Genomic DNA, 23,020 nt, shown 5'->3' with positions numbered 1-23,020 from the left:
GACCGCCTGAGGAGGCCCCCGCATGACCAGCACGTTGACCGTCCGCCACTTGTTCGGCCCCGGACCGACCAATCCGTACCCGGAAGCCACCGAGGCACTCGCCCGACCGCTCATCGGGCATTTGGACCCGCAGTTCCTGGCGATCATGGACCGTGCCTGTGAGGGACTGCGTCAGGTGTGGGGCACCGCCAACCGCCGGACATTACCGATCTCGGCCACCGGTTCGGCGGGTATGGAAGCGGCGTTCGTGAACTTCGTGAACCCCGGTGACGCGGTGGTGATCGCCGTCAACGGATTGTTCGGCGAGCGCATGTGCGATGTTGCCGCGCGCTGCGGTGCCGAGGTGGTCCGGGTGGACTTCCCCTTCGGCCAGCCCGTGGATGCCCAGAAAGTGGCGCAGGCGCACCCGAACCCCACGATCATTGCGGCCGTTCACGCGGAAACCTCCACGGGTGTCCGCTCGGACATTGCCGCCCTCGGGGCCATCAAGGGCGACGCCCTGCTTCTCGTGGATGCCGTGACCTCGATCGGCGGTATTGAACTGCTGGCCGACGAGTGGGGCATCGACATCGGCTACGCGGGCACACAGAAGTGCCTGGGCGTGGCCCCGGGTCTGGCGCCCTTCACGGTCTCGGATCGCGCATGGGAGCGCCGGGTGGAGAACCCACGCTCGTGGTACCTGGACCTGGGCATGCTGGGCGGTTACGTGGGGGAGACCTCCGGCAGTGCGACCCGCACCTACCACCACACCGCCCCGGTGGCCATGATCGCGTCCCTGGATGCCGGGTTGCAGCGCATTCTCGATGAAGGGCTCGACGCCGTTCGCGACCGCCATTACGCGGCCGGCCATGCACTGCAGAACGGGCTGGAGGCCATGGGCCTGGAACTCTTCGCCGCGGAGGGCCACCGCCTGCCCGAGCTGACCACCGTCAAGGTCCCGGACGGAGTCGATTCCGCCGCCGTCCGCAAGGAACTGCTCGAGAAGTACAACCTGGAGATCGGCCCGGGGGTCAAGGAGTTCGCCAACACCGTGTGGCGCATCGGCCTGATGGGCCCCAACGCCTCCCCGGATTCCGTGGCGCTCATCCTGGGTGCGTTGCAGGACGTGCTGGGGAAGTAGACCTCGAGGAGCGACGCCGGATCACGTCCGGCACGCTACCCGGTGACGGAACTGCCCCGGCCGCATCACGCGGCCGGGGCAGTTCTGGCTCTGGTCGAGACCTCCCTGGGTGGTGATCTCGCTCAGTGATCTCAGGCGGTCAGCTCGTCCTCAATCGCCTGGACGAACGGTTCCAGGTCACCGGGGTTACGAGAGGTGATGAGCACCCAATCCTTGGCGGTGCACCGCTTGACGGGCTGGTCCACCCACGTGCCGCCGGCGTTTCTGATATCGACCTTGAGGGACTCGTAGGAGGTCAAGGTCTTGCCGTCCACCAGACCGGTTTCCACGAGTAACCACGGGCCGTGGCAGATGGAGGCAATGGGGCGGCCCGAGGATGCGAAGGCCTGGGCGATCTTCTGGGCATCCTGATCCAGGCGCAGGGTGTCCGCGTTGAGCGTGCCCCCGGGGATCAGCAGCAGGTCGTACTCGGAGTCGTTGACGTCGGAGATTTTCTGGTCCACGGGGAAGGTCTCACCCAGGTCCCAGTCGCCCACGAGGCTCTGGATCTCACCGTTCTCCTGGGAGGCGACGGTCACGGTGGCACCCGCCTCACGCAGCTTCTCCAGGGGAACCTTCAGCTCATCCTGCTCCACACCGCGGTTGGTCTGCAACGAGAGAATCTTCTTACCGGTCAAGTCAGCCATTGGTAAGGCTCCTTTCTGATTGGTTATGTCCCCACGCTTCCACCGCTGCCCACTCTTGGCAAGAAGATTCCGGGGCTGTCCGCTATGAGCAACACGACCCCGCCGACGTACGAGCGACGGAGGGCCGGCTAATGTCACGAACAGGTCACGATGGGAAGAAGATGTGTCGTAATGCACGCAAATGCGTGAGCTGGTCATACCCTGGACGGAAATAAGCAGAAATTTGATCACTATGGACTAGGTAGCTCTCTGCCTGCGACGAGGGTGGAGACGGCGCGCGCGTGTGGGATTTTGTCAGAGATAGTTATCAACAAATCTTGTTCGCCTCGTGGCAACACTTCAGCCTGGTGGTCCAATGCTTGGTGCTTGCCACGGTTCTTGCCGTGGCGCTCTCCGCGCTGGTGTACCGCAGTAGGACAGCCAGCGCGCTCGCCAACGGCGTCTCGGCCATGGGGCTGACCATTCCGTCTTTCGCGCTCATTGGCTTGTTGATCGCGCCGTTCGGTTTCGGCGTGGCCCCGGCCGTCATTGTGGTCACGTTCTTCGCGACCCTGCCCATCCTGCGTAACGCGGTGGTGGGGCTGAACAGCATTCCCGCCTCCGTGGTCGAGTCCGCGCGCGGGATCGGCATGAGCCGTTTGCGCACCCTGGCCACCGTGGAACTGCCCATGGCGTGGCCGATCATCCTGGCGGGCATTCGAGTGTCCGCACAAATGGTCATGGGTATTGCGGCGGTGGCCGCCTACACGCTGGGCCCCGGCCTGGGTGGTTTCATCTTTTCGGGCCTCTCCCGGCTGGGCGGGGCCAATGCATTCGAATCCGTGGTGGTGGGAGTCGTTGGAGTGATCCTGCTGGCCATTATTTTGGACCTCCTTCTGGTGGTTCTGAGCCGACTGACAACCTCGCGAGGTATCCGTGTCTGAAACACAAACCATCCAGAACTCCGCCGAGAAGGTCAGCGGCGCATCCATCCTTCTCGATCAGGTGACCAAGCAGTACCCCGGTCAGGCCAAGCCGGCGGTGGGCGGGCTCACCATGGAGATCCCCGCGGGCAGCATTGTGATGTTCGTGGGTCCCTCCGGCTGCGGCAAGACCACCACGCTCAAAATGATCAATCGTCTGATCGAGCCATCGGACGGGTCGATCGTGATCAACGGGGACAACGTCACGGGCATGAACGGTGACAAACTGCGCCGTCAGATCGGCTACGTGATTCAGGCCGGCGGACTGTTCCCCCACATGAGCGTTGCCGCCAACATCGGTTTGGTGCCCAAGATGCTCGGCTGGGACAAGGACCGCATTGCTGCTCGCGTGGATGAACTGCTCGAGCTGGTGTCCCTGGACCCCAAGACCTACCGCAACCGGTACCCCAAGGAACTCTCCGGTGGTCAGCAACAGCGCATCGGCGTGGCCCGTGCGCTCGCGGCGGACCCGCCCATCCTGCTCATGGACGAGCCGTTCGGCGCGGTGGATCCCATCACGCGGCAACGCCTGCAGAACGAGTTGCTCAACATCCAGGCCGAGCTGCAGAAAACCATTGTCTGTGTGACTCACGACTTCGACGAGGCCGTGAAGCTCGGTGACTGGATCGCCATCTTCAACGAGGGCGCCCAAATCGAGCAGTACGACTCTCCCGAACGTATCCTCGCCAATCCGGCCAGCGAGTTCGTGGAGAACTTCATAGGCTCCGGCGCCGGGCTCAAGCAGCTCACGCTCAACCGGGTGCACGAGGTCGAGCAGCAGCAAGCCGTCACCGCCACACCGGGTGAGCCGCCGGAGGAGATCATTGCCCGGCTCGAGGAGGCCGGCCAGCAGAATGTGGTGATCCTGGATTCGCGTGGCCGCGCGATCCAGTGGTTGTCGCAGCGCCAACTTTCGCGCTTGCAGGTGATTTCGGACGCCGCGGACCCCGACCTGCCCCTCGTCAATGAACAATCCACGCTCAACGATGCCCTGGACGCAATGCTGGTCGCGAGCACCGGCGCGGCACTGGTCGCCGGGCGACGAGACGTATTCACCGGCCTGATCACGGTCAATACCGTGATGGACGCGATCTCGGCCGGCCAGGCTGCCGCCCAGGGCGACGGCGACGCGCCGGTCGGCCTCAACACCGGTGCCATCCCCCAGATCTCCGACAACGGCAACCACAACGACGCCGCCGCAGCCGGTTCCACGGCGGCGGCCACCGAGGGCACCGCTGAGGGTCGCCCGTGAGCGCCACCACCGGGATTGCGAACCCGGATGCCGTCTCGACCACCGCCGCGGTGGCCGGGAGATCGACCAAGGGTCTATGGATTCAGCTGGCCGTCATCCTCGTGGCCATTGCGGCGTTGTTCGCATGGTTGGCTTTCGGCGACCTGACCGACACGGAACGCGCGACCCTGGCACCCGACGCCCTGTGGGGCTACACGTGGGAGCACTTGAAACTGACCGCCGTGGCGGCCTTGTTGGTGCTGCTCATCGCGATCCCGCTGGGTATCCTGCTGACCCGCGGCCCGCTGCGCAAGTTCACCGGACCGGTCCTGGTCGTGGCCAATATCGGACAGGCGGCACCGGCCATCGGCCTGGTGGTGTTGTTGTCCTTCTGGCTAGGTTTCGGGTTCAAGGCGGCTGTCGTTGCCCTGGTGGCCTACGCGATCCTGCCGGTACTGCGGAACACCATGGTGGGTCTGCAGCAGGTTGATCAGCGACTTGTCGAAGCCGGCCGCGGCATGGGCATGAGCGCGGCGGCGGTGCTCTTCAGGGTGGAACTCCCACTCGCGGTGCCGGTGATGCTGTCCGGTATCCGCACGGCCCTGGTGTTGCTGGTTGGAACCGCGACACTGGCCACGTTCATCAACGGCGGTGGCCTGGGCATTCTGATCACCACCGGCGTGAACCTGAACCTGATCAAGGTGCTGATTGCAGGCTCACTGCTGGTCGCGCTGTTGGCTCTACTCGTGGATTGGTTGGGGCGCTTCGTGGAATACGTCGCGCGCCCGAAGGGACTGTGATGGCAACGTCGAATCGAACGCAAGGATCGCCACGGCCAGTGGCCGGGGCGGCGTCGTCGAACCGAAAGCGCACGCGCACCGTCGCAGGCGTGGGCGCTGGACTCGCCGTGATGTTGCTGGCGGGGTGCGGTCTGCAGCCGGCCACGTCGTTCGTGCCGGAGGTGCAGCCGGGCGCGATCCAACCGGTGGACGGACTGCCCGAGGACGCACAGATCACGGTGGTGAGCAAGAACTTCACCGAGCAGCTCATCCTGGGCAAGATCGCGGTGATGACCGCTGAGGCGGCCGGATTCGAGGTGGAGGATTTCACCAACGTGCCGGGCAGTCAGCCGGTGCGCGAGTTGATGGTCTCAGGGGAGGGCGACTTCACCTACGAGTACACGGGCACCGCGTGGATCACCTACATGGGCAATCCCACCGGCATCCCGGGCAAGGAAGAACAGTGGCAGGCTGTGCATGATGCGGACCTGGAGAACGGACTCACATGGGGCAGGCCCGCGCCGCTGAACAACACGTACGCATTCGCGGTGCGTAGCGAGGCGGTGCCCGAACTGGGCAACATTTCCAAGCTCTCACAGATCGGGAGCCTGCCCGTGGCCGAGCGGACGCTGTGCGTGGAGGCGGAGTTCAACTCCCGGCAGGACGGCTTGGATCCCATGCTGGAGACCTACGACATTCCGCGGGGATCCTCCAACGGCATTCCGGACGGCAACATCGGCGTGTACGACACGGGCGCTGTGTACACTGCGACCGATGATGGCGACTGCAACTTCGGTGAAGTTTTCACAACCGATGGTCGCATCGACGCCCTGGAGCTGACCGTCCTGGAGGACGATCGCAACTTCTTCCCGGCGTACAACGCGGCACCGGTGTTCAACTGGGAGACTCTGGAGGAGTACCCGCAACTGCAGGAAGTCTTTGACCAGGTCTCACCGCTGTTGACCGATGAGACCATGCGCCAGTTGAACCTCAAGGTGGATGTGGAAGGTCAGGAACCCGTGGACGTGGCCTACGACTGGATGGTTTCCGAAGGCCTCATTACTGCCGAGGACTGATCGGCGCGGGTCCGAGCTCCCATCACCTTTCCGGGGTCAGCCCGGGTCTGAGGACGGAGTCTGAATGCCAAGGGCGCGGCGTCGTCGTAAGACAGATGAACGGTTAAAAGGGGCGGCAGCCGCCCGAAGGCGGCTGCCGCTGTTTCCGCCCGGCCAGGAGGCCACCGTCCGGGCGGAGTCTAAGGACGGTTCTCAGGAACCGTTGGAGAGTTCGGACACGAGGCGTCCCACGTGTCCCTTCGCGTCAACGCGGTATTCGGCGTTCGCGAGAGTGCCGTCAGCGTTCACCACGAACGTGGAGCGCAACGGGCCCTCGGAGGTTTCACCGTTGATGGTGCGCTCACCCCACGCGCCCCATTCCTTGGCGGCGGTGTGCTCGGGGTCCGACAGGAGTGTGTAGGGGAGGTGGTATTCCGTCACGAAACGATGGAGTTCTTCCGGGCTGTCCCCGGAGACTCCGTACACGTCGTAACCCAGGCCCTTGATGGCGGCCAGGTTGTCGCGGAAGTCGCATGCCTCGGTGGTGCACCCCGGCGTGAACGCCTTGGGGTAGAAGTACACCACTGCGCTGCGCTCGTTCTGTTCACCGAGGTTCACGGTGTTGCCGTCGTGTGCGGTGAGGTTGAGGGCGGGGGCGGTGTCGCCCGTAGCGAGTTCGCGGGACATGGTTGCTCCTAGGTGTTTGGTGGTTCCGGCGGGATCCGCGATCAGCGGGTCAGGATCCGGGACAGTGCTGCTCCGATGCAAGCAGCGGAGAAGGCCAGAGTCCACATTTCAGCGGAACGGTTCTCGATCTTGCTGCTACCGGCGGAGAAATCCGGGTCCAGCGTATCGCCGGTGTACTTGAAGTAGGACACGTGGGCTGCAGTGGCAGGTGCGTTCGACATTTCTCATTCCTTTCATCATCCGGAAGCTATTTTCCGTAATACGAAATATACTGTAATCTGGGTCACAGGTCAAGAGGTTTGCTGAAAAATTTCGTGGTATTGCGCGGGTGCGCAGGAAAGACCCCGTGGGTCGGCTGCCCGAAAGATGGTGTTGAGGCTCTGACTAGCTGCTATGTGCACATCGGGCGGCGGGGCGACGGCATCCGGCATCGGCGCCTGAGGGGTCGATGCGCCATGGCGTGGGCAGTGTGGCGTGAGATTTCGATGCGGGGAAGCCTCGTGTGAGGAAAAGGCGGCTGCGAAGCGCCAGGGGAAGGAAGTGCAGCTTGAGCGCACTTTTTCTGCATGTTCATCACCTAAGACTGCGGGGCTGTAGGTTCCTCACTCCACACTGCTGGGGGGTGCGGTAGCGCGAGGGATGCCGCGCATTGCAGCCACGGTCTGGCTATGAATAGTCCTGGCCATACACGAGCCCCTCTAGTGGCTGCGCACGTACCCCAGGTGCTTGTCGACCTGTTTCTTCAGGGTCTTGCCGTGCAACCAGCGGCCCAGGTTGTCCTCGAACTGTTCCGCCAGGGTGGTTCGCCAGCCGACCACATCCCCGCTCATGTGCGCAGACATGTGCACGTTGGGCATGGCCCAGAACGGGTGGTCGCGGGGGAGAGGTTCGTGCTCGAAGACATCCAACGACACCGCCGCTATGCGTTCTTCTCGCAACGCATTGACCAGCGCCGGTTCGTCCACGAGCGCTCCGCGTCCCACATTGACCACGTGCGCTGACGGTTTCATGCGATGGAGGACTTCACTGTTCAGTAGTCCCCGCGTGGCGTTGGTCAGGGGCGCGATCAGCACCAGGTGGTCGACCTCGCCCACGTGGTCCGCGAGGTCCGAGCTGGCGATGACCGTCCCGAAATCCTCGTCGCGCTCGCGACCGGTGCGTCCCGCACCCGTGACCTTCAATCCTGCCGCACTCAACAGTCGGGCGGTGGCGCGGCCGATGCCGCCGGTGCCAACCACTAGTGCCCGCTGCCTCGCGGTCTGCTGGAGTTCGCGATGCTGCCATTCCGCCTCGCGTTGCAGTTCCTTGCTGCGGTGCAGTTGCTTGTCGTGGGCCAGGATCGAGGCGAGCACGAACTCGGCAATGGGCACGTCAAAGGCGCCGTGGGCATTGGTCACCGTGATGTCCGAGACGCGGAGTTCGTCGAACAGCAACGAATCCACGCCGGCCGCCGCCACGTGGATCCACTCGAGGTCCGTTGCGGACTGCCACGCGTCCCGCAGGGCTGTGGAGAAGAAATCCCAGACCAGTAATACCTGCGCGCCGGGTAGGGCTTCCGGTAGTCGGTCCGCGTCCGCGTAGACGACCTCGGCCAGTGTCTCGATCTCCCGCGCATTGGGTAGGTCGGGGACGCCGGGGGAGGTGAGCACTACGAGTTTTGGGCGCCGACGTCGCTCGCTCCCGGCGGCGGCGTCGCTTGCCAGGGTTGCCCGCTTCGTATTGCCGGTGCCCTGAGGTGCGCGAGCTGGCGGCCCAGCGGTGCTTGATGTGTTGTCCGGGTGGTTTTCGGGTGTTTGTTTCGGCTCCACACTTGCACCCTAGGGCAATCCTCTGATTGTTGACAATCATTCGATTGCGCCGGGACAATGTGACCCATGACATCTCTGAGCCCCCTCCTGAAGCAGGCAACTCCGGTTGTGGTCGATCACGCGTTGGGCAGTTGGATCTACGGCACGGCCGGTAGGGAGTACCTGGACTTCACCACGGGCATTGGCGTGACCAGCACCGGTCACTGTCACCCCAAGGTGGTTGAAGCAGCGCGGGAGCAAGTGGGCAAGGTGATCCACGCGCAGTACACCACCGTGATGCACAAGCCGTTGTTGGAGTTCACGGAGAAGCTCGGGGAGGTGCTGCCTACGGGGTTGGATTCGTTGTTCTTCGCCAACTCGGGTTCGGAGGCGGTGGAGGCGGCGGTCCGGTTGGCTCGCATGGCCACGGGTCGTCCCAACATTGTCGTTTTCCAGGGTGGGTTCCACGGTCGCACGGTCGCCGCGGCGTCCCTGACCACCGCCGGTACCAAATTCTCGGCCGGTTTCTCGCCGCTCATGTCGGGCGTGCACATGTCCGCGTTCCCCTACGCCTACCGCTACGGCTGGGATCAGGAGACCGCCGTGGGCTTTGCGTTGCAGGAGCTCGACTACCTGCTGACCACGCGCACGGCCCCCAATGACACCGCGGCGTTCCTGATCGAACCGGCGCTGGGGGACGGCGGCTACATCCCCACGCCCCCGCGATTCCTCGAGGGACTGCGCGAACGAGCCGACCGCCACGACATCCTCCTGATCTTCGACGAGGTGCAAGCCGGGGTCGGGCGCACCGGCAAGTACTGGGGACACCAACACTCCACCGCGCTGCCGGATATCCAGATCATGGCCAAGGGCATAGCCTCGGGCTTCCCGATCTCCGCCATCGCAGCCTCGACCGAGCTCATGTCCAAGGGCTGGCCCGGTTCGCAGGGTGGCACCTACGGCGGCAACGCGGTCTCCGCGGCGGCGGGCGTGGCCACCCTTCAGGTTGTGGAGGACGAAGGTCTTGTCGAGAACTCCCGGGTCCGCGGCGACCAACTCCAAGCCGGACTTCTGGACATCCAGTCCCGCTATCCGGTGATTGGTAACGTGCGCGGGCTTGGCCTGATGCAGGGCATCGAGTTCACCGCCCCGGACGGCTCACCGGATGCCGCCACCGCCGCTGCGGTGCAGCAGGCCACAACCGACCAGGACCTCCTCACGCTCACCTGTGGGCCCGCGGGCAACGTGGTTCGGTTGATCCCCGCGCTCGTGGTCACCGAACGCGAGATCGAGCAGGGCCTCGAACGGTTCGACGCCGCTCTGGCCGCCGTCACGGCGTCTGCTGGCTCGGCTGCCGGGAACTGAGGGCGCCCATGACGCCCGCAGCAATTCCGGTGGTCACCCGACTTCGCGAAGTGGGAATTGAGGTCGACCCCTCCGAGCGCCGCACCTCCGAGTACGCCTACGATGCCTCCAACTACCGTGTGCGACCCCTCGCCGTCGTCTTTCCGCGCGCCGTGGATGACGTGGTCGCTACCGTGCGCGCCTGCGCGGCAACTCGCACCCCCGTTGTCAGCCGGGGCGGCGGAACGTCCATGGCGGGCAATGCGGTGGGGCGCGGCGTCGTCGTCGATTTTTCGCGCCACATGGACCGGATCCTGGAGGTGGACCGGGAGGCCGGCACCGTCAACGTGGAACCCGGCGTGGTGCTGGCGACCCTGACCCGCGAGGTCGAGGCCGCGACGGACGGCAAGCTCACGTTCGCGCCCGATCCGTCCTCGAAGAACCGAGCCACGGTGGGCGGGGCTACCGGCAACGACGCGTGCGGCAATCACTCCGTGCGGTACGGGCGGACGAGCGATCACACGGTCGAGATCGACGTCGTCACATCGGACGGGGCACGGCTGACCGCCACCGCGAGCGAACTGCGTGCCACGGATCCGTCCGACCGGGCGTCGGTGCGGCGAGCCGAGGAACTGAGCCGCGAACTGCGCGCGCTTGCCCACAAGCACTTGGCCGCCTTCCGGCTGGAGCTCGGCCAGATTCCGCGCCAGGTCTCGGGATACCACCTGCAGAATCTGCTCCCCGAGAAGGGTTTCAATGTGGCCCGCGCGCTCGTGGGCTCGGAAGGGACGTGCGCGCTGGTCGTGGGCGCTCGCATGCGATTGGTGGCCAAACCCGCCAGCGCCCTGTTGATCTGCCTGGGCTACGACACGGTCGTCGACGCCGCTCGCGACGTGACCACGATCCTCGAGTTCTCGCCCGCTGCGGTCGAGGGGACCGACAAGGCCATCGTGGAGACCATGCGCTGGCGGCGCGGGCCTGATTCCGTGACCGGTCTGCCGGAGGGCAAAGCCTGGCTGTTCGTGGATCTGGACGGCGACACAAAAGAGGCCGTGAGCGCACAGGCGGATGAACTACTGGAGCGGCTTGCCAAGAACCGCCGGCTCGTGGAGGGCATCGCGGTTCCCGATCCCGAGGAACGCGCGAACCTGTGGCGGGTCCGCGAGGACGGCGCAGGGCTCTCATCCCGGCTGGCCACGGGCGGGGAATCCTGGCCGGGCTGGGAAGACTCAGCGGTGGCCCCGGAAAAGCTCGCCGATTACCTGGCCGATCTGCGCGAGCTGCTGAGCGACTACGACCTGGACGGCGTGATGTACGGGCACTTCGGGGCTGGGTGCATGCACATTCGCATCACCTTCGACCTGCGCACCGAAGCCGGGCGGGAGGTGTACCGGAACTTCACCCGCGACGCCGCCCATCTGGTGGTCCGGCACGGCGGCTCGCTGTCCGGCGAACACGGCGACGGTCGCGCCCGTTCCGCGCTGCTGCCCATCATGTACTCGCCCGAAGTGCTCGACGCCTTCGCCGCGTTCCGGCGCGCGTGGGATCCCACGGGGCTGCTGAACCCGGGGTCGATCGTGGAACCTGAATCCATTGACGCGCACCTCGCGCTGGAGGGCGTCCCCGATCGGGAATGGCGCACGAGCTTCGACCTGCAACCCGTGGGGGCGGCGGAAACTGCCCGCGAGTCCGGGCAGGCCGCGCAGCCTGATCCCTGGGTGCACGCCGTTCAGGGTTGCATTGGCGTGGGGCGGTGCCGCGCGGACAGCGGCGGCGTGATGTGCCCCAGTTTTCGGGCGACCCACGACGAGAAGGACTCCACACGCGGCCGCGCTCGGGTGCTCCAGGACATGGTGCGCGGTGCCGAGACCGTGTCCGAAGGGTGGAAATCCAACGACGTGCGCGAGGCCCTCGATCTGTGCCTCTCCTGCAAGGCGTGCGCCACGGACTGCCCCGCCGGCGTGGACATGGCCACCTACAAGTCCGAATTCTTCGACCACTACTACGCGCGTCGGATCCGCCCGCGCTCCCACTACTCGCTGGGCTGGCTGCCGCGCTGGCTCGTAATCGCGGGCAGAATCGCGCCGCTCATCAACACGGTCCTGGCCACGCCCCTGGGCAGGGTCGCCGCGTGGCTCGGCGGTCTCACCACGCGCCGCGCGCTGCCGAAATTCGCTTCCGCCGGGCAGTGGCGTACCGAGGTCGACGACGCCGCTCGCACCGGGCGGCGCCGTAAGGTCACCGCCGCCGCTCGAACCCTTCCACGCGGTGGTTCCCGAGGCCTGTCGGCGTCCATGTTCGATGGCGCCGCTTCCGTTCCCACCCCTTCCAGCAGCGCCACGTCGAGCAGTTCCTCGACCGGCGGCGACCCTTCCCACGGCGCCGTGTTGTTCGTGGACACCTTCACTCGCGGTTTCCGACCCGAGGTGGCCGGTGCTGCTGCCCGTGTTCTGGCCGGGGCGGGGGAGACGGTCGAGTGCTCGGCGGATGTGTGCTGCGGCCTCACCTGGATCTCCACGGGACAGTTGGGGACTGCCAAGAAAATGCTGACCAGGGCGGCGTCGGAATTGGATGACGGCACCGACCGCCCCATCGTGGTGATCGAACCCAGCTGTGCCGCGGCACTGCGCAAGGACCTGCCCGAACTCGTGCACACCGAGCAGGCGCAGCGGGTGTCCCGCCGGGTGACGAGTTTTGCCGCCTACGTGACATCACTGGCCGGCGAGGATCGGTTGGCGGAACCGGCGCGGCCGGTGCCGCAGCGCGCCGTCGTTCAGACCCACTGCCACGAGTACTCGGTGTTCGGCCCCGCGACCCAACGCAAGGCGCTGGCCGCCGCGGGAGTGGCTGAGGTCAGGGAGGCGAACGGGTGCTGCGGGGTGGCCGGCAACTTCGGTTTCGAGGCCGAACACTACGAGGTCAGCATGAAGGTCGCGGAGACCTCTCTGGCCCCGGCCCTGCGTGAGGCCGCGCCGGACACCGCGGTGCTCACGGACGGGTTCTCGTGCTCGATGCAGGTGAACCAGCTCGATCCCACCGCGCGCGGTACCCACATCGCCGAAATCCTGGACCCCGGACCTCCGATTACTGAAACCCCGACCGCTGGAAACCGGACCACCGGAAACCCAACCACATGAATCTCAACCACGTGAACTTCAGGCATCGGGCTCTGCGTAACCGGGCTCGCCAACGTCGAACGAAGGAACTCTGATGAGCACTCACACCACCGAACACCGCACCTCGCAGGCCGCGCTGGACGCGGTGGCCACGGTCAACACGGGCACGTTCATCGACGGGCAGTGGGGTGAGGCCGCCTCCGGAGCCCGCTTCGACGTACTCAACCCCGCGACAGAAGAGGTCATCGCTACCGTGGCCGACGGCGGACCCGAGGACGCCCAGCGCGCCATCGAAACCGCAGGGCGCGTCCAGAAGGAATGGGCCGCCACGCCCCCGCGCGAACGCAGCGAGATCCTGCGCCGCGCCTACGACCTGATCATGGACCGCCAGGACGAACTGGCCCTCATCATGACCACGGAAATGGGCAAACCGCTGGCCGAAGCCAAGGGCGAGGTGGCCTACGCGGCCGAGTTCTTCCGCTGGTTCTCCGAAGAAGCCGTGCGGATCGGCGGCGATCAGACCATGACCGGTGACGGCAAGAACCGCATCATGGTGTCCAAACAACCCGTGGGCCCGTGCGTGCTGGTCACGCCGTGGAACTTCCCGCTGGCCATGGGCACCCGCAAGATCGGACCGGCCATCGCCGCTGGCTGCACCATGGTGTTCAAACCCGCGAACCTCACGCCCCTGTCCTCTCTGGCGCTGGTCGACATCCTGATCGAGGCCGGATTGCCCGCCGGCGTGCTTAACGTGGTGTGCACCAAGAAGGCGTCCTCCGTGGTCGGCCCGTGGATGGCCAGCGGTATCGCCCGCAAGGTCAGCTTCACCGGATCCACGGAGGTGGGCGTGCGACTCCTGGAGCAAGCAGCTCAGCACGTCATGCGCTCCTCCATGGAGCTGGGCGGCAACGCGCCGTTCATCGTCTTCGAGGACGCGGACCTGGATCGCGCGGTCGACGGCGCTGTGGCCGCCAAGATGCGCAACATGGGGGAGGCCTGCACCGCGGCCAACCGGTTGTTCGTCCACCGCTCGGTCCTGGACGAGTTCTCCCGCAAGCTCGCCGAGCGGCTGGGTGGGCTTTCGGTGGGCGACGGCGCCCAGGACGGGACCGACGTCGGGCCCCTGGTCGAAGCCAAGGCACTCGACAAGGTCCAGGAGCTCGTGGACGACGCCGTGGCCAAGGGCGCCACCGTGGAATGCGGCGGTTCCCGGCCTGACCGCCCCGGCTTCTTCTACAGCCCCACCGTGCTCTCCGGCGTGGATCCGGGATCGCAGCTGATGACCGAGGAGATCTTCGGACCCGTGGCACCCGTGATTCCCTTCGATTCGGAGGATGAAGTGGTCGAGATGGCCAACAACACCCCGTGGGGACTCGTGGGCTATCTGTTCACCCAGGATGTGGACCGCAGCTTCCGGGTGAGCGATGCTCTGGAGGTCGGCATGGTCGGTCTCAACACGGGCATCGTCTCCAACCCCGCCGCACCGTTCGGCGGTGTGAAGGCCTCCGGGCTCGGCCGCGAGGGTGGTCGCGTGGGGATCGAGGAGTTCCTGGAGTACAAGTACGTGGCGGTGCCGCGCACCTGAGGCTGGTGCGATGCGGTTCCGGGGCACTGGATCCCGGAACCGCGGCGCGGCATCGGGCCTTGCACGGACTAGGGGTGCAACTCTCGTGCGTGGTGAGCGTCTCTAGGCTTGCCAGCTACGCGTCGTCCGTGGTCAGGCGCATCACTGCGTCACGCATGTGTTCGAGCAGCAGTCGATCCACGCGGGCTTGGTCCGCGTCACGGATGGCCTTGGTGATGTCTCGGTGCTCTTCCAATCGGAAGCTGTGGGACGCGTAGCGAGTCTCGAGCGCGGTCATGCACATGCGGGTCTCCACCATGAGGGTGTCGTGCATACGGATGAGGCGGGGACTTTCGGACAGTTCCACGAGCAACGCGTGGAATGCGACGTCGGTTTCCGTGAGGGCGGCAGTGTCTCCGCGATCGATGGCCGCGGACATCTCATCGACTTTTTCCAGCAGGCGGTTGGCTCCGGCCTCGGGGTCGCCCGCGATGACCCGTGCGGCGGCCGCGCGCTCGACGGCGTTCCGAGCGAGATAGAGGTCGCGAACGTCGTCGTCGGTGACCTCGATGACGAACACGCCGCGGTTACGCACGCTGAGCAGGAGACCCTCCTGCGTGAGGCGCTGCATGGCTTCGCGCAGTGGGCCGCGGCTCACGCCCAGGGAGCGGCTCAATTCCATTTCATTGAGCTGCTGGCCGGGTGCCAGTTCGCCGTCACCGATGGCTCGCCGCAGTTGCCTGGCGATCAGAGACGGTGTGGTTTCTTGCACCACGGGGCGTAGCAGATTGCCGGGCATGGCGGCCTCCGGTCCGGGGCAAACACAAGGGTTTGCAGGTCAACGTCTTACGTCCCGATAAGCCTAGGGGTAGGATTGTCGACAATCAAACGGTTCGAGCGTCGGATGCGTCACGGCCGTAGACCCCGGTGCGCCAGCAGGTGCCCGTTGAATTCACAATGGAGGTTTCCATGAATTCGCAACACCAGGCCGATCCGCCGCACGATCCACGTGGCGCAAACACTCACGATGGCACCGCTCACCTTCCGGAACCGGACGCCCAGACGGTGCGCCGTGCGGTGGCCGCATCTGCTATTGGTAACGCCACGGAGTGGTTCGACTACGGCGTGTATGCCGTCTCGGTCGTCTACATCACCCAGAACTTCTTCCCCGGTGAAGCCGGCACCCTGCTGGCGCTGAGTACTTTTGCCCTGTCCTTCCTGGTCCGGCCCCTGGGCGGTTTGTTCTGGGGCCCGCTCGGTGACCGGCTGGGTCGCAAGAAGATCTTGGCGCTGACCATCATCCTGATGGCCGGTGCCACGTTCTGTATTGGCATCCTGCCCACCCACGCGACCATCGGCCTGGCGGCCCCCATCCTGTTGGTGCTACTGCGCGTGATTCAGGGCTTCTCGACCGGTGGTGAGTACGGCGGTGCGGCCACGTTCATGGCCGAGTACGCCCCGGACAAGAAGCGAGGCTTCCTGGGCAGCTTTCTTGAGTTCGGCACCCTGGGTGGCTTTGCCCTCGGTTCGCTGATTGTGCTGATGGGCGAGGTCATCCTGGGCAACGAGGCCATGATGGAGTGGGGCTGGCGCATTCCGTTCCTGTTGGCCGGTCCCATGGGCCTGATCGGCCTGTACCTGCGATCCAAGCTGGCCGACTCGCCCGTGTTCCTGGAACTCGAGGAGGCCGGCCACTCGGAGGAATCCGCGGGCATGGCCCTCAAGGAACTGATCACCACGTACTGGCAGCCCATGCTGATCATGTCCGGCCTGGTGGTCTCCGTGAACGTGGTCAACTACACCCTGCTCAGCTACATGCCCACCTATTTGGAGGGCCAGACGGAGATGTCCGCGCAGACGGTGCTGACCATCATGTTCATCGCGCAGTTCGCCATGATGGTGGTCATTCCGTTCGCCGGAACGCTGTCCGACAAGTTCGGGCGTAAACCCATGTGGTACTTCTCGCTCATCGGCTTGATCGTGATGTCGATCCCCATGTACATGCTCATGGCCAACGGGTTCTGGTGGGCGCTGCTGGGCTTCGCGGTGCTGGGTCTGCTCTACATCCCGCAGCTGGCCTGCATCTCGGCCACGTTCCCGGCGATGTTCCCCACGCAGGTCCGTTACGCCGGCTTCGCGATCAACTACAACGTGTCCACCGCGATCTTCGGCGGCACGGCACCACTGGTCAACGAGGCGCTGATCGAGTCCACCGGCAACCCGCTGATCCCCGCGTTCTACATGATGGGTGCGTGTGTCATCGGTTTGATCGCCGCCAAGTTCATGAAGGAGACCGTGGGCGCGTCACTGCGCGGTACGGAGATCCCGGAGACGGGCAAGATGCCCGTGGTCAACAGGTAAGCGCTCTCGCGGAGAATCAGCGCGACAGCAATCGCAACGCGGCCAGGGTGTACGCCCTGGCCGCTTGCGTTAACTCGCGAACGCTCACGGACTCATCCACCTGGTGGGCCTGGTCATTGAGGCCACCCGGGCCCAAGACCACCGTGGGTACTCCGTGGTCGCGGGCGATGAATCCGCCGTCGCACGCGGCCGTCCAGCCGCCGATCGACGCCGTTCCGCCCACGTCCGCAACTGCTGTGTGCACGGTGCTGACCAGCACATGATTGCGGTCGGTGCGGAAGCCCGGCATGGACATGGTGATCTCGATGTCCATGGAGATCCCGTCGCCGGTGATCCCGGCCTCGTCCACGGCCTTGCGGAGCTCGCCAAGGATCTGTTCCGGGTCCTCGCCCGGCATGAGTCTTCGGTCCAGCCACACGTGGCACGACGGCGCCACCATGGAGGTAGCCCGGCCACCCTCGATCTTGCCCACATTCCATGTGGGTGATCCCAGTAATGGATCAGTTTCACGCGCGTGCTTTTCGTGGTCCTGTTTGACGAGCGTGAGGAGGGCCGCGGCGGCGTCGATCGCGTTGCGCCCGTCCGCCGGCCGCCCGGAATGTGCGGGGACGCCGGTGATCTCGACCTCGAGGTATGCATCCCCGCGGCACGCGATCACGGTTTGCAGATCGGTGGGCTCGGCCACGATGCAGCCGCAGAACTCATGCCCCAGCCCGCGCGCGGCCAGGTGACGGATCCCGAGGCCCAGGTCCTCTTCATCCACGGTGGACGACAACCGCACGGGCCCGGAGAGCTCCGCACCCGAACGGCGCAGCGCATCCATCGCGACGAGTACCGCCGCCAGCCCGCCCTTCATGTCCGTGGCACCGCGGCCGTACAGCCGATCGCCCTCGACCTCCGCGTTGTAAGGCTGCCTTGTCCACCCGGGTCCGGCGGGCACCACATCGGAGTGGCCCAGGAACAACAACCCCGGCCCGTTCGCCACGGGGCCGCCCACGGGCACGTCCACGTCCACATTGGGTCGCCCAGGGGTGACGACGTCGCGGCGGGCCAGTAATCCCCGCTCGCTCGCTGCGTGCTCCAAGGCTTGGGCGGTGAGTTCCTCGGTGCCCCCGGGATTCTCACCGGCGGTGTTCACCAGGGTGCACGTGAGTTCGACCAGTTCATCGGGGTCGATGAGATCGAGCACGGCCCGTTCCTCCGGGGTGCACTGAACATCGTCACTGGTCATGAGGATCTCCGTTCATGTGTGGTGCCTGTTCAGGACCGCCACGTTGACTCCCGGTTCCGTGCGCGCTCGGCCCCGGTCACGGCGGCGGCTTGCCCGTGAGCGATCGGGGCAGGTTTACCCGTCGACCTCTTTGCGGGCGATCTCGAGGGCTCGAGCGAGTCGTTGCAAGCCTTCCTCCGTGCGTTCTGGGGTGCTCGAGGCGAAGCACAAGCGGAACGCGTCCTCGAACTGACCCGAAGGCGACAGTGCGGGACCGGGAATGAACGCAACGCCCTCGGCCAACGCGATCTCGAACAAGCGTGAGGAAGACACCCGAGCGTCGTCGCCCTGGAGGGTGACCCACAGGAAGAAGCCGCCATCGGGATCGGTGGTGCGCACGCGATCGCCCAGGTGCCTGGCGATGGATGCGTCCATGGCTTCCTTGCGCCGCTTGTACTCCGTGCGCAGGCCGGCAAGGTGCTCGCCATAGCCGCCGCGCGCGATGTAGGCGTTGATGATGTGCTGGGCCGGCACATTGGCGCACGTGTCCATGGCCTGCTTGCCGGCGATCAGCAAACTGCGCAGGCGGGGATCCGCGTTGATCCAGCCCACGCGCAGGCCAGGGGCCAGGATCTTGGAGAAGGTCCGCACCGAGAAGATCAGGGGATCGTCCGGGCTGATCTCTCGGAAACCGGGGACGGGATCGCCGGAGAAGCGCAGGGCGCCGTACGGATCGTCGTCGAGGATCATGGCGCCCCATTGGTGCGCGAGGTTCAGCAAGCGGCGTCGTCGATCTTCGCTCAGGGTGGCGCCGGACGGGTTCTGGAAGTTGGGGATCGTGTAGATCATGCGGGGCGTGCGGCCGGTCTCCGCGACCAGGGTCTCGAGGGCGTCGATGTCCATGCCGTTGTCATCCACGGGGACTTCCAGGACGTCCGCGCCGTAGCTCAGCGCGGTGCCGGAGCCGTTGGTGTAAGTGGGGCTCTCCACGACCACCAGGTCACCGGGATCCGTGAACAGTTTGAACGCCAGGTCCAGTCCCTGCATGCCACCGGAGGTGATCACGATGCGTTCGGGGTCGGTGGACCCACTCGAGAACTGCTCGGTGACCGTGGTGATCAGATCCGGTTCTCCCTCGGTGGCACCGTAGGTGAAGCTCGCGTCCGTGAGTACCTCGCCAGCGATCTGCCGGAACTCTTCCGTGGGAATCACTTCCGCGGCGGGCGCCCCCATCGCGAAACGCACGATGTCGTGGGTCTGGGCCGCCAACAGCGAGGTGGAGGAATCGATCACGGAGCCAACCAACCCGTCGGCGCGGGAGGCGAGCGGGAACAGGCCCTTGTCGGCCGGGCCGGAGATGCCCGCGGTGGGGTTGGGGTCCAAGGAACGGACGGTGGTGATGTGTGGCGTGGTGCTGGTCATGAGCTCACTTCCTGATGATCTGGCGGGGGAAGGACGTGAACGTTTCCACCCCCGTGCTGGTCACTCGGATGGTCTCCGAAACTTCGTAGCCGTACCCCGTCATCCACATGCCGCAGATGAGGTGGAAGGTCATGTTTTCCTCGAGGATGGTCTCGTCCTCGGAGCGAATGCTGATGGTCCGTTCGCCCCAGTCGGGCGGGTAACCGATGCCCACGGAGTAGCCCAGACGACTGTGTTTCTCGAGCCCGTAGGCGGCCAGTTTCCAGTTCCAGGCACTGGCCAGTTCGCGGACGGGCGCCCCCGGGGCGATCGCGTCCAAGACGGCCTGCAAACCTGCGGCCACTGCCTCTTCCAGCCGCAGCATCTCAGCACTGGGTTCGCCCAGGGTCACGGTGCGGGCCAGGGGTACGTGGTAGCGCCGATGGACGCCGCTCAACTCGACCACCACGGCGTCGCCGGATTTCAAGATCCTGTCCGACCACGTCAGGTGAGGTGTGTCTGCGGAGGCGCCGGTGGGCATCATGGGGACGATCGCCGGGAAGTCACCCCAGGCGTCGTCGTCGCCCTCAGCCTGCGCCGCGGCGATTCGGGCGGCCACTTTGTTCTGGGGGACACCGGGTTCGATGGCATCGATCGCCGCTTGCATCGCGGCGGTGGTCACCCTCGCTGCGAGACGCATGTAGTGGATCTCGGATTCCGACTTCACGGATCGCACCCAGTTGACCAGCTCGAAGCAGTCGACCAGGAGCCACTCGGGGAGGGCATTGATCAGGGAGCGATAGCCCTTGGGGGAGAAGAAGTGCGCGTCCATTTCCAAACCCACGCACCCGTGGGCAGCCGGGGCGACCTGACCGCGCCGTCGTAGGGCGAACGCCACCCAGTCGAAGGGGTGCAGGTGCGGGCGCTGAACGTAGCGTTCCGGGTAGCCGATGATCTGGTGCGGCGGTAGCCACGAAGTGCGGAACGCTCCCTGGGCATCCATTTCGCGGAGGAACAGCAGGATGTCTCCCTCGGCGGGGATGAACAGCATCTGCGGAACGTAGAACGACCAGGCGTCGTAGCCGGTCAGGTAGAAGAGATTGGCCGGATCCGTCACGATCAGCGCGGACAACCCCTGCTGCGCCATCTTCTCGCGGACACACCGCAACCGTTGCTCGTATTCCAGGGTCGTGAAAAGCGGCGAGCGGACATCCGCGGGGTCGGGCACGGCCTCCGTTGCGGGGGCCGGATCAGGGGAGGGGTAACCCTCAGACACGTCCCATGTGCTCATGGTTCATGATTGAAGGAAATCCGCCTATTGTCAACAATCAAGCGAGCCGTGCGAAAGACAGGGTGGCCGCACGATCATCAGTGCGGGTGCGGCATTGACGTGCAGAAGGGGTGTTGTGGGTCATGGCGCATCGGGCCGGATGAGGCGGGGCAGGATGGTCGGACGGGGAGCCTCATGTGAGGGAAAAGCGTGACTTCGTCTGCTGAATGGCGGGGTTCTTCGGTCGCTTCGTGGCGGGGTCAGGTGACACCGATGACCAGGGTGCTCTGCGCGGCTTCGATGACGTCGTTGGTGATGGTGTCGAGTTCGTTGATCTTCAGGATCCGCTGGATCTGGGGGAAGAGGCGTTCGAGGAGCCGGAAGTTGCCGCGGGTGATCCGTGCCATGGCTTGGGCGTCGGTGAAGTCGTCGGGGTCGAGGGTCTTGCCGAGGGATCGCCAGTGTCTCTCGAGGACGAACAGCAGTTCGTCTTGTCCCAGAGACCGGTACTGGTGGGCGAAACCGACTCGGCTGTAGAACTGGGGGTAGTGGCTGAACTGCTTCTCCAGGCCGGGCACGCCGATCAGGATCAGGACGATGTCGTAGCGATCGCGCAGCAGTTCCAGCGCGGTGGGGCGCAGACGTTCGGCCTCGTCGACGATGATCAGCTCCACGTAGTTCCTGCCGTCTCGCCATCCCCAGGCCTCGGGAGTGGCCGTGCCGGGAGGTACGAGATGCTGCTCGATGCACATGTTGGTGCGGGTGATGGCTTGGGTCAGCTCGTCCTTCAGGGTCCGCGGGGTGGTCAGCACGCTGGGGGTGTAGAGCACGGTGCGGCTCCGGTTCAAGGCGGCGTAGATCTTGGCGTCGTTGTCGGAGCGCGGCCCCCAGTAGGTAGCAGGTCATGAGCCTTCTCGTAGTGTGCGTAGCGGCGCGCGGAGAGCGTCTTTCCTACGCAGGCTGATCCGAAGCACAAACCGATGGTGTGCCCGCGGCGCACGGCGTCGGCGAACTCGGTGAAGCGGCGGTGCTCCTTGGTGACGATGAAGAGCTTGCTCACCTGAGGTCCTCCTTGTAGATCTTCAACGCCGACCTCTGCGCCAGAGTTGGTACTTCGGTGATCCGTGGTGTCTCGGTAGGTGCGGCCACGAGGGCGATGCGTTCGTTGATGCCGGCTCGCAGCGCTCGGCGGCGGACGTTGCGCGCGGCCTGGATCTCCTTGAGGCTGACCTTTTGATCGTGGTGCTCTTGGTTGACGGCCTTGCAGACGAATTCGTCGTGATCGAAGACGCGGATCTCGGTGATGTCGCGGGGGTCGTAGCGGATCACGACCGAGCCTCCGACGTAGCCGGCCAAAGTCGGCGAGACGTAGCGCAGACCCGGGAAGCGGATGCCATCGCGGCGCACGACGCGGGTCTTGGCGACGGTCAACAGCAGTCCGTCGAGGTCTTCCAGGCTCTCGGGCATTCGGGGCAGCCAGCCAATGGCGATCCACGCGCTGCGCGGGGAGGTTCCGAGCTCGCTGTGCGTGCGGTCGTTGTAGGTGGCCACGAACGCCTCCAGAGCGCTATCAAGGTCGGCCAGGGACAGTTTCGGTGTCGGCCAGGGCTGTCCTTCGGTGATGTGTCCGGGCAGTGTGGCGAGTAGCTCTGTGTTGATGGTGCCGAAGGACCGCTCGATTTTGCCCCGTCCCTGGGGTCGGGCGACGGTGGAGTGGATCAGTCGGATATGGAGGTCGACGGTGGTGTGGGCGAGCTGGTCACTGGTGAAGTCGCTGCCGTGGTCGACGTAGAGCACGTCGGGCAGGCCGCACGTCGGCCAGGTCGGGTCGGTCTTGTGCCAGATCGCTTGGCGCAGCGCCAGGGTGGTGTTCATCGCCGACGGTGCGCCCAGGAAGACTGTGTAGCCGCAGACCGCCCGGGAGCAGTCGTCGAGGATCGTTGTCAGCCATGGCCGTGCGGGCTTGCCGTCGGTGCCCACCACCAGGATGTCGAGCATGGTGTGGTCGGATTGCCACATCGCGTTGGGCAGCTCTGCTTGCCGGCGTAGCACCAGCGTCGCGGTAGGACGCTGCGCCCTCCAGGGCGAGGGTGACCATGCCGGGATCCAGGGTCCGCACGATGTCCCAGACCACCGAGTAGGAGGGGACCGGCCACCTCCGGGCGGCACAGATGCCGGTGACTTTGCGATGGATCGTGGCGATGGCCGGCCGCGGCTTGCTCAGTGCCAGTCCCTCGATCAGGTCGACGAGGTCGGGCTGGAGGCGGCGGGTCCCGGCGTGCGCTCGTGAGGCTGTCTCCAGTCCGGCGTAGCCGTCGGCGCGGTAGCGGGCGTGCCAGCGCGCCAGGGTCCGCAGCCCAACATCGGTCTCGCCAGCTAAGCGCGCGAGGGGCACCTGGTCCTCGACGTGGAGCCTGAGGATTCGCCACCGCGCTCGAGCGTCCATC

Annotated in this window: 18 protein-coding genes and 2 pseudogenes; 9 read left to right on the top strand and 11 right to left on the bottom strand. The window is 65.6% G+C overall.

Features of this window, described 5'->3' with window-relative positions; genetic code table 11:
* Positions 1–22 precede the first annotated feature (22 nt).
* Positions 23–1,120 (top strand): pyridoxal-phosphate-dependent aminotransferase family protein, encoded by a 1,098-nt coding sequence (locus ABEA06_RS08985; protein ID WP_345311252.1) that lies wholly within the window; start codon positions 23–25, stop codon positions 1,118–1,120.
* Positions 1,121–1,251: 131 nt separating this feature from the next.
* Here ABEA06_RS08985 and ABEA06_RS08980 read toward each other — a convergent pair whose 3' ends face one another.
* Positions 1,252–1,806, bottom strand: a complete 555-nt coding sequence (locus tag ABEA06_RS08980) for a type 1 glutamine amidotransferase domain-containing protein (RefSeq protein ID WP_345311251.1) — start codon at positions 1,804–1,806, stop codon at positions 1,252–1,254.
* A gap of 281 nt (positions 1,807–2,087) precedes the next feature.
* Here ABEA06_RS08980 and ABEA06_RS08975 point away from each other — a divergent pair, with 281 nt between their 5' ends.
* The 4 genes from ABEA06_RS08975 to ABEA06_RS08960 all read left to right on the top strand — a co-directional run bounded on the left by ABEA06_RS08975 (position 2,088) and on the right by ABEA06_RS08960 (position 5,854).
* Entirely contained in the window at positions 2,088–2,729 is a 642-nt protein-coding gene (locus ABEA06_RS08975) for an ABC transporter permease (protein WP_345311250.1), read from the top strand.
* Positions 2,722–4,020, top strand: coding sequence for an ABC transporter ATP-binding protein (locus ABEA06_RS08970; RefSeq protein WP_303383669.1), 1,299 nt, complete (start codon positions 2,722–2,724; stop codon positions 4,018–4,020). The genes ABEA06_RS08975 and ABEA06_RS08970 overlap by 8 nt, the downstream gene beginning before the upstream one ends.
* Positions 4,021–4,034: 14 nt before the next feature.
* The gene (locus ABEA06_RS08965; RefSeq protein WP_425559515.1) at positions 4,035–4,799 is read left to right on the top strand and encodes an ABC transporter permease; all 765 of its coding nucleotides are present in this window, start codon (positions 4,035–4,037) and stop codon (positions 4,797–4,799) included.
* 110 nt (positions 4,800–4,909) lie between these two features.
* Positions 4,910–5,854, top strand: coding sequence for a glycine betaine ABC transporter substrate-binding protein (locus ABEA06_RS08960; protein WP_345311338.1), 945 nt, complete (start codon positions 4,910–4,912; stop codon positions 5,852–5,854).
* A 192-nt stretch (positions 5,855–6,046) separates the two neighbouring features.
* On the opposite strand, the gene ABEA06_RS08955 is transcribed toward ABEA06_RS08960, so the two are convergent.
* The 3 genes from ABEA06_RS08955 to ABEA06_RS08945 all read right to left on the bottom strand — a co-directional run bounded on the left by ABEA06_RS08955 (position 6,047) and on the right by ABEA06_RS08945 (position 8,169).
* Positions 6,047–6,520, bottom strand: coding sequence for a peroxiredoxin (locus ABEA06_RS08955; protein WP_345311249.1), 474 nt, complete (start codon positions 6,518–6,520; stop codon positions 6,047–6,049).
* A gap of 41 nt (positions 6,521–6,561) precedes the next feature.
* Positions 6,562–6,741 carry a hypothetical protein gene (locus tag ABEA06_RS08950; protein WP_345311248.1) on the bottom strand — a complete coding sequence of 60 codons (180 nt, stop codon included), beginning with the start codon at positions 6,739–6,741 and terminating at the stop codon, positions 6,562–6,564.
* Positions 6,742–7,218: 477 nt separating this feature from the next.
* Complete coding sequence (locus ABEA06_RS08945; RefSeq protein WP_303381814.1) at positions 7,219–8,169, bottom strand: D-2-hydroxyacid dehydrogenase; 951 nt, start codon at positions 8,167–8,169, stop codon at positions 7,219–7,221.
* Positions 8,170–8,394: 225 nt separating this feature from the next.
* Here ABEA06_RS08945 and ABEA06_RS08940 point away from each other — a divergent pair, with 225 nt between their 5' ends.
* From ABEA06_RS08940 to ABEA06_RS08930, 3 genes are all read left to right on the top strand, one after another.
* Positions 8,395–9,672 carry an aspartate aminotransferase family protein gene (locus ABEA06_RS08940; RefSeq protein WP_345311247.1) on the top strand — a complete coding sequence of 426 codons (1,278 nt, stop codon included), beginning with the start codon at positions 8,395–8,397 and terminating at the stop codon, positions 9,670–9,672.
* An 8-nt stretch (positions 9,673–9,680) separates the two neighbouring features.
* The gene (locus ABEA06_RS08935) at positions 9,681–12,788 is read left to right on the top strand and encodes an FAD-binding and (Fe-S)-binding domain-containing protein (RefSeq protein ID WP_345311246.1); all 3,108 of its coding nucleotides are present in this window, start codon (positions 9,681–9,683) and stop codon (positions 12,786–12,788) included.
* A 73-nt stretch (positions 12,789–12,861) separates the two neighbouring features.
* The gene (locus ABEA06_RS08930) at positions 12,862–14,352 is read left to right on the top strand and encodes an NAD-dependent succinate-semialdehyde dehydrogenase (RefSeq protein ID WP_345311245.1); all 1,491 of its coding nucleotides are present in this window, start codon (positions 12,862–12,864) and stop codon (positions 14,350–14,352) included.
* A gap of 115 nt (positions 14,353–14,467) precedes the next feature.
* Here the strand turns inward: ABEA06_RS08930 and ABEA06_RS08925 are convergent, their stop codons facing one another.
* On the bottom strand, positions 14,468–15,130 hold the full coding sequence (locus tag ABEA06_RS08925) for a GntR family transcriptional regulator (protein ID WP_345311244.1): 663 nt from the start codon (positions 15,128–15,130) through the stop codon (positions 14,468–14,470).
* A gap of 170 nt (positions 15,131–15,300) precedes the next feature.
* On the opposite strand from ABEA06_RS08925, the gene ABEA06_RS08920 reads away from it, so the two are divergent.
* Positions 15,301–16,692 (top strand): MFS transporter, encoded by a 1,392-nt coding sequence (locus ABEA06_RS08920; RefSeq protein WP_345311243.1) that lies wholly within the window; start codon positions 15,301–15,303, stop codon positions 16,690–16,692.
* A gap of 16 nt (positions 16,693–16,708) precedes the next feature.
* Here the strand turns inward: ABEA06_RS08920 and ABEA06_RS08915 are convergent, their stop codons facing one another.
* The 6 genes and pseudogenes from ABEA06_RS08915 to ABEA06_RS14565 all read right to left on the bottom strand — a co-directional run.
* Positions 16,709–17,923, bottom strand: a complete 1,215-nt coding sequence (locus ABEA06_RS08915) for a M20 family metallopeptidase (RefSeq protein ID WP_303381808.1) — start codon at positions 17,921–17,923, stop codon at positions 16,709–16,711.
* 114 nt (positions 17,924–18,037) lie between these two features.
* The gene (locus ABEA06_RS08910) at positions 18,038–19,324 is read right to left on the bottom strand and encodes an aminotransferase-like domain-containing protein (RefSeq protein WP_345311242.1); all 1,287 of its coding nucleotides are present in this window, start codon (positions 19,322–19,324) and stop codon (positions 18,038–18,040) included.
* A gap of 4 nt (positions 19,325–19,328) precedes the next feature.
* Positions 19,329–20,594 carry a M24 family metallopeptidase gene (locus ABEA06_RS08905; protein WP_259912819.1) on the bottom strand — a complete coding sequence of 422 codons (1,266 nt, stop codon included), beginning with the start codon at positions 20,592–20,594 and terminating at the stop codon, positions 19,329–19,331.
* 239 nt (positions 20,595–20,833) lie between these two features.
* Positions 20,834–21,633: pseudogene (locus ABEA06_RS08900) on the bottom strand (AAA family ATPase).
* Positions 21,630–22,571: a Mu transposase C-terminal domain-containing protein gene (locus ABEA06_RS08895; RefSeq protein ID WP_345311241.1), complete on the bottom strand. Its 942-nt coding sequence runs from the start codon at positions 22,569–22,571 to the stop codon at positions 21,630–21,632. The pseudogene ABEA06_RS08900 and the gene ABEA06_RS08895 overlap by 4 nt, the downstream one beginning before the upstream one ends.
* A gap of 361 nt (positions 22,572–22,932) precedes the next feature.
* Positions 22,933–23,019: pseudogene (locus tag ABEA06_RS14565) on the bottom strand (hypothetical protein); the annotation flags it as partial.
* Between the last annotated feature and the right edge of the window lies 1 nt (position 23,020).

Source organism: Kocuria gwangalliensis, assembly GCF_039544365.1.
In the GTDB taxonomy this organism is placed as follows: Bacteria; Actinomycetota; Actinomycetes; order Actinomycetales; family Micrococcaceae; genus Kocuria; species Kocuria gwangalliensis.
Note: the sequence above shows the minus strand (reverse complement) of the source record. Positions and strands in the feature narration are given on the sequence as shown.